The organism is Tepidimonas sp., from assembly GCF_046292505.1.
Lineage (GTDB): Bacteria > Pseudomonadota > Gammaproteobacteria > Burkholderiales > Burkholderiaceae_C > Tepidimonas.
Genome location: NZ_JBKBQX010000044.1, coordinates 1 through 6,215 on the forward strand (window position 1 = coordinate 1; position 6,215 = coordinate 6,215).

General features: G+C 71.6%; 6 protein-coding genes. 3 read left to right on the forward strand and 3 right to left on the reverse strand.

The features are described from left to right. Positions 1–420: 420 nt before the first annotated feature. Positions 421–1,986, reverse strand: coding sequence for an AmpG family muropeptide MFS transporter (locus ACK4TH_RS11050; RefSeq protein WP_409626392.1), 1,566 nt, complete (start codon positions 1,984–1,986; stop codon positions 421–423). Positions 1,987–2,064: 78 nt separating this feature from the next. Here ACK4TH_RS11050 and ACK4TH_RS11055 point away from each other — a divergent pair, with 78 nt between their 5' ends. The 3 genes from ACK4TH_RS11055 (at position 2,065) to ACK4TH_RS11065 (ending at position 3,543) form a co-directional block, all read left to right on the forward strand. Beyond that, positions 2,065–2,907 (forward strand): M48 family metallopeptidase, encoded by an 843-nt coding sequence (locus ACK4TH_RS11055; RefSeq protein WP_409626407.1) that lies wholly within the window; start codon positions 2,065–2,067, stop codon positions 2,905–2,907. A 69-nt stretch (positions 2,908–2,976) separates the two neighbouring features. Continuing rightward, positions 2,977–3,198 carry an antitoxin MazE family protein gene (locus ACK4TH_RS11060; protein WP_409626395.1) on the forward strand — a complete coding sequence of 74 codons (222 nt, stop codon included), beginning with the start codon at positions 2,977–2,979 and terminating at the stop codon, positions 3,196–3,198. Positions 3,199–3,204: 6 nt separating this feature from the next. Further along, complete coding sequence (locus ACK4TH_RS11065) at positions 3,205–3,543, forward strand: type II toxin-antitoxin system PemK/MazF family toxin (protein WP_409626398.1); 339 nt, start codon at positions 3,205–3,207, stop codon at positions 3,541–3,543. Here the strand turns inward: ACK4TH_RS11065 and ACK4TH_RS11070 are convergent, their stop codons facing one another. Both ACK4TH_RS11070 and ACK4TH_RS11075 read right to left on the reverse strand, forming a co-directional pair. Further along, positions 3,544–4,182 carry an MBL fold metallo-hydrolase gene (locus ACK4TH_RS11070; protein WP_409626401.1) on the reverse strand — a complete coding sequence of 213 codons (639 nt, stop codon included), beginning with the start codon at positions 4,180–4,182 and terminating at the stop codon, positions 3,544–3,546. 52 nt (positions 4,183–4,234) lie between these two features. Continuing rightward, a partial coding sequence (locus tag ACK4TH_RS11075) for a GspE/PulE family protein (RefSeq protein ID WP_409626404.1) occupies positions 4,235–6,215 on the reverse strand: 1,981 nt, incomplete at its 5' end.

Consider the following 6,215-nt stretch of genomic DNA (forward strand, 5'->3'; position numbering starts at 1 on the left):
AAGTGACCGAAGCGACACTGACCTATGTGGCCATCGACGAGCAGGGCCGCCCGCGCCCGGTGCCCCGTCCGGCGTCGGCCTAAGCGCCCCCGAGGGGCCGCGCCACAGCCGCTGTGGGCGCCGCCGAAAAATGCAGAAAAAAGCCGCCGGGGTTGAACCGCGGCGGCCAAAGTCCATCACAGGACGTCGTTGGGATTCGGTGGACGATCGCAGATGGGCAACCCGCCCACGCACCTGACGCGCGGCGGGGTGACCGACACGCCCCGGCCACCACCGGGGCCGTGCCGGGCCCCTGGCTCCGGCCCCCATCGGTGTTGTTGTGTTGGGCCAGGGCGCGTGGGCGTGTGACAGCGTCCGAGTCCCATTGTGCCCGCGAAAAGTACCGCGTCGCCTCCCCTGTTTGGGGGAGGTGACACCCCATCAATGCGCGGGAGGTGCCGGCGGCGCGTGCGCCAGCCGCCGCCCGGCCCATGTCACGAGCAGCAGCACGGGCACCCCCAGCACCGTGGTCAGCACGAAGAACCCCGGGTAGCCCAACGCATCGACCATGCCGCCCGAGTAACCCCCGAGGGCCTTGGGCAGCAGGGTCATGAGCGAGCTGAAGATAGCGTACTGCACCGCCGTGAAGCGCACCTGCGTCAGGCTGGACAAAAACGCGACGAACGCCGCGCTGGCAAAGCCCGCCGCCAGATTGTCCGCCGCCACCACCGCATACAGAAAGGCCCGCTGCGGACCGGCCAGCGCCAGCGCAACGAACCCCAGATTGGTCAGGGCCGACAGCACAGCCCCCCACCACAGCGAGCGCATCACGCCCAAGCGCGTCGCCAGAATACCACCCAAAAAACCGCCGGCGATGCTGACGATGACCCCAAAGGTCTTGACCGCCGTCGCGATGTCCGGCTTGGAAAACCCCAGGTCCTGGTAGAAGACGTTCGAAATCACCCCCAACACGATGTCGGAGATGCGGTACAGGCCGATGACCGCGAGCAGCAGGGCCGCATCCGCCCAGCCGTGGCGCACGAAAAACGCCCGCACCGGCTCCACCCACGTCTGCCGCGCGGCGACCCGGCTGGCCACCCCCGCGCGCACCAGCAGCGCGCCCGTGGCAAAGGCCGCCCCAAGCGCCACGGCCAGACGCACGCCCTCCCACCCCAGCGTCGGCAACGGCCCCAAGGCCCCCAGCCCCAAGGCGGTGCCGGCCGTTCCCAGGGACCAGAACACCCCGACGAACGCCGCAACCGCCAGCGCAAACACCGCGAGCAAGCGGGCGTGTTCGCCCGCGGGGGCGGGTGCCTCGGCGGCGGGAAGGCGGGGCTCCGGCACCAACGCCGTGGTCACCAGGCCCGTCACCATGGCCAGCGCCGCCACCGCATAGGCCGCCGCCCACGCGCCGTAGTCGTATCCTCCCTTGGACGAGCCCCACGCCGCGGCCAGAAACAGCACCCCCGCCCCCGCCACCACCATGCCGATGCGGTAGCCCGCGATGTAGGCCGACGACAGCACGCCCTGCTGCTCGGGGGCCGCAATCTCGATGCGGTAGGCGTCGATGACGATGTCCTGCGTGGCGGACATGAAACCCAGCAGCACCGCAAACCCGGCCATGCGCACCAGCGCCGCCGGGCCGGCGGCCGGGTCGGTGCTGGCCATCCCCAAAATGGCCACGACCACCCCCGCCTGGGCCGCCAGCAGCCAGGCGCGCCGCCGCCCCAGGCGCGCCGTCAGCCCCGGCAACGGCAGCCGATCCACCAACGGCGCCCACACGAACTTGAACGAATACGCCAGCGCCGCCCAGCTGAAGAACGTGACCGCCCGGCGCTCCACCCCCGCCTCGCCCAGCCAGAGGGACAGCGAGGAAAAAATCAGCAGCAGCGGCAAACCCGCGGAAAACCCCAGCGCCGCCATCGCGGGCACGCGCCAGTCCCACAGCACCCGCCACCACGGGGCAGGCGGGGACGAATGGGCGGTGCGGGCAGGCGGCGCGGACATGGATGCGGACGGGCAATGGAGTGACAAATGACGCGATCGGTCACGACACAGGCCACCGATTGTGCCTATCATGCACCCATGTGCTGGATGTGCGATGCTCGAGCCGCCCTGTCGGGCCGACGGGGATTTTTGCGCGCGGCAACGGCGGCGGCCGGGGCGAGTGCGCTGGCGCCGGTCTGGGGCCAGGTGCAGGTGGGGCAGCCCTCCGCACTGCGCTCGCTGGTGCCCGCCGCGCAATTGGAATCCGCAGCCAGCCAGCAATATGCCCAACTGTTGGCCGAAGCCCGCGCCAAGGGGGCGCTGGCGCCGGACGGCCATCCGCAGCTGCGCCGGCTGCGCGCCATCGCCCAGCGGCTGGTGCCGCACGCGCTGCCGTGGAACGAGCGCGCGCGCCAGTGGCGCTGGGAGGTCAACCTGATCGGCAGCAAGCAGATCAACGCCTTCTGCATGCCGGGCGGCAAGATCGCCTTCTTCACCGGCATCCTCGACCAGCTGCAGCTGAACGACGACGAGGCGGCGATGGTCATGGGCCACGAGATGGCGCACGCGCTGCGCGAGCACGCGCGCTCGCGCATCGCCAAGACGCAGGCCACCGGACTGGGCCTGTCGCTCGGCGCGCAGCTGCTCGGGCTGGGCGACCTCGGCCGCCTGGCGGCGGACCTGGGCACGCAGCTGCTGTCGCTCAAGTTCAGCCGCGAGGACGAGACCGAAGCCGACCTGGTCGGGCTGGAGCTCGCCGCCCGCGGCGCCTACGACCCGCGCGCCAGCGTCGCGCTGTGGCAGAAGATGGCACAGGTGGCCGGCGGCAACGGGCTGGAATTCCTCTCCACCCACCCCAGCGGCCCGAGCCGGATCCGCGACCTGGAGGCCAACATCCCCAAGGTCGAGGCGCTGTACGAGCAGGCGCGCCGCGCGGGGTAGCGCCGGCCCGTTGCGCTTGCGCCGCGGCCGGTGCTATGCTGCAACATGTTGCAACGAGGAGCCCGCGCCGTGTCCACCCCCGCCGCCGTCCGTGTCGCCCGTGCCCGCGAGCGCAAGCGCCGCAGCGGCCTGCGGCTGGTTCAGCTCTGGGTGCCGGACACGCGCCAGCCCGGCTTCGCCGAAGCGTGCCGGCAGCAGAGCGCGCGCGTGGCGCAGGCCGACGCGCGCGACGCGGAGCTGACGCGCTGGATGGACGAGGCCCTGGCCCAGGTGGACGGCTGGACCGACTGAACCCGGGTGAGCGCGACGGCGCACCGCGGCGATCTGGTGACGGTGGCGCTGGCCGGCGACTTCGGCAAGCCGCACCCGGCGCTCGTCATCCAGTCCGACCTGTTCGACACCCACCCGAGCGTCTGCGTGCTGCTCGTCACCGGCACGCTGGTGGAGGCGCCGCTGCTGCGCATCACCGTCGAGCCGTCGCCGGCCAACGGCCTGCGCAAGACCTCGCAGGTCATGGGCGACAAGGTGATGACGCTGCCGCGCGACAAGCTCGGGCCGGCGTTCGGCCGGCTGGAGGCCGACACGATGCTGCAGGTGGAGCGCTGCCTGGCGCTGTTCCTCGGGATCGCGCGCTGATCAGGTCCCGCCGACGAACGGGTTGCTGCGGCGCTCCTCGCCGAAGGTGCTCTCCGGCCCGTGGCCGGGGATGAAGACGGTGTCGTCGCCCATCGGCCACAGGCGCTGCGTGATGCTGTCGAGGAGCTGCTGGTGGTTGCCGCCGGGAAAATCGGTGCGGCCGATGCTGCCGGCGAACAGCACGTCGCCGACGAAGGCGCGCCGGATCTGCGGCGCATGGAACACCACGTGGCCCGGCGTGTGGCCCGGGCAGTGGCGCACGTGCAGCCGCTCTTGCCCCACGGTGACCTCGTCGCCATCCTCCAGCCAGCGCGTCGGCGCAAACGGCTTGGCCGGCGGAAAGCCGAACATGCGGCTCTGCTGCGGCAGGCCGTCGATCCAGAACTGGTCGCCGCGGTGCGGGCCGATGATCGGCAGGCCGCACCGCTCGGCCAGCTCGCCGGCGCCGCCGGCGTGGTCGATGTGCGCGTGCGTGAGCCAAATCTGGCGCAGGTCCAGACCCAGACGTTGCGCCTCGGCCAGCACGGCGTCGAGGTCGCCGCCCGGATCGATCACCGCCGCCTCGCGCGTGGCGTCGCACCACAGCAGCGAGCAGTTCTGGGCGAACGGGGTGACCGGGATCGTGGCGTAGCGCAGCATGGCGGCCATTGTAGGCCGCGGCCGGGCGGCGAGGAGCCGGCCGGGGCGCGGCTCAGACGTTGGTGGCGGCGATGACCTCCGCCAGGTCGGTCAGGCCGGCCAGCACCTTCTCGATGCCGTCCTGCCGCAGCGTGTGCATGCCGGCGGCCAGCGCGCTGGCACGGATCTCGCCGGCGGAGGAGCGGCGGCGGATATGGTGGCGGATGGTGTCGTCGCTGAGCATCAGCTCGTAGATGCCGAGCCGCCCCTTGTAGCCGCGTCCCTCGCACGCCGGGCAACCGCGCTTGACGTGCGTGCGCAGGATGCGCCGCCCGCCTTCCTCGACGCCATACTGCGTTCGCCAGCGCTCGATCTGCCCGGCCACATCGATCGGCTCGCCCGGCGCGGTGCACGACTCCAGGTAGTGCGTGGCCAGCGCCTCCAGCTCGTCGTCGGTGGCCGGCCGCGTCTGCACGCACGCCTTGCACAGCCGCCGCACCAGGCGCTGTGCCAGGATGCCCAGCAGCGAGTCGGAGAAGTTGAACGGGTCGATGCCGATTTCCAGCAGCCGCGTGATGCTCTCCGGCGCGCTGTTGGTGTGCAGCGTCGACAGCACCAGGTGGCCGGTGAGGGACGCCTCCACGGCGATGCGGGCGGTCTCCTCGTCGCGCATCTCGCCAATCATGATGACGTCGGGGTCGGCGCGCAGGAAGGTGCGCATCGCCGCCGCGAAGGTCCAGCCGATGCGCGGGTTCATCTGCACCTGGCGCAGTCCCGGCTGCGTGATCTCGATCGGATCCTCGGCGGTCCAGATCTTGCGGTTCTCGGTGTTGATGTCGGCGATCAGCGAATGCAGCGTGGTGGTCTTGCCGCTGCCGGTGGGGCCGCAGACGAGGATCAGCCCGTAGGGCTTGAGCGCCATGCGCCGCAGCGCCGCCAGGTCGCGCGGCGCCAGGCCGATGCTGTCGACCGGCATCGGCTTGGAGCCGGCCAGCAGCCGCAGCACCACGTCCTCCAGCCCGCCGGTGGTGGGCACGGTGACCACGCGCAGCTCGGTGCGCGGCCCGCCGAAGCGGGCGAAGTCGATCTTGCCGTCCTGCGGCTTGCGGTGCTCCGAGATGTCCATCCCGGCCATGATCTTGATGCGCGCCACCAGCGCGTAGCGAAAGCGCGACTCGATTTCCAGGTACTTGACCAACTCGCCGTCGACGCGCAGCCGCACGCGCACCGGTTTCGGAGGCGGCTCGGTCTCGATGTGGATGTCGGAGGCCTTCTGCGCAATCGCCTCCTCGATCAGGGTGTTGATCAGGCGCACCAGCGTGTTGTCGGACTCGCTGACGACGTCGGCCTGCTGCTCGGCGCCGATGTCGCTGGCCTGCTGCAGGTCCAGCAGCAAATCCCGCGCGGCCTGTCGTTGCCGCCCCGCGGCCGATGCGCCGGCCCGCGGCGCTGGTGCGGGGGCGGTCGGCCGTTCGTAGGCACGCGCGATTGCCGCAGGCAGCGTGCCCGGGGCCGCCAGCACGGGGACGATGCGCCGCTGCGTCATGAAGCGCAGCTCGTCCAACAACCGCTGGTCCAGAGGGTCCGCCATCAGCATGACGAGCAGGTCCCCTTCCAGCGCCAGTGGCACCACCGCCTCGCGCTGGGCCACGGTCTGCGGCACCAGCGCCACTGCCTCGGGGTCGAAGCGGTAGTGCGTGGGGTCCACCACCCGGTTGCCCAGCCAGGCTGCGATCGTCTGGCGCAACTGGCTCTCGGTGATGACGCCGGAATCCACCAACTGCTCACCCAGCTGGCGGTTCAGGCCCAAGCGCCGCTCGTCCACCTGCGCCCGCAACGCCTCGCGCAACTGCCGCTCGTCGATCAGGCCGGCCTGCACAAGCGCCTCCCCCACGTGCCGGGCGGTCAGCGCGCGCCCCTCCGGCCGGCGCAGCAACTGCCACAGCTCGGCCGGCGTGCGCGGCTGCGGGGAGTGGGCGGCGGTGCCGGGTTGCGGGTCGAGGGCGGTAACGCGGGCAAAGTCCGTGTGATTGTGCCCGGTTTGCCCCCGACGC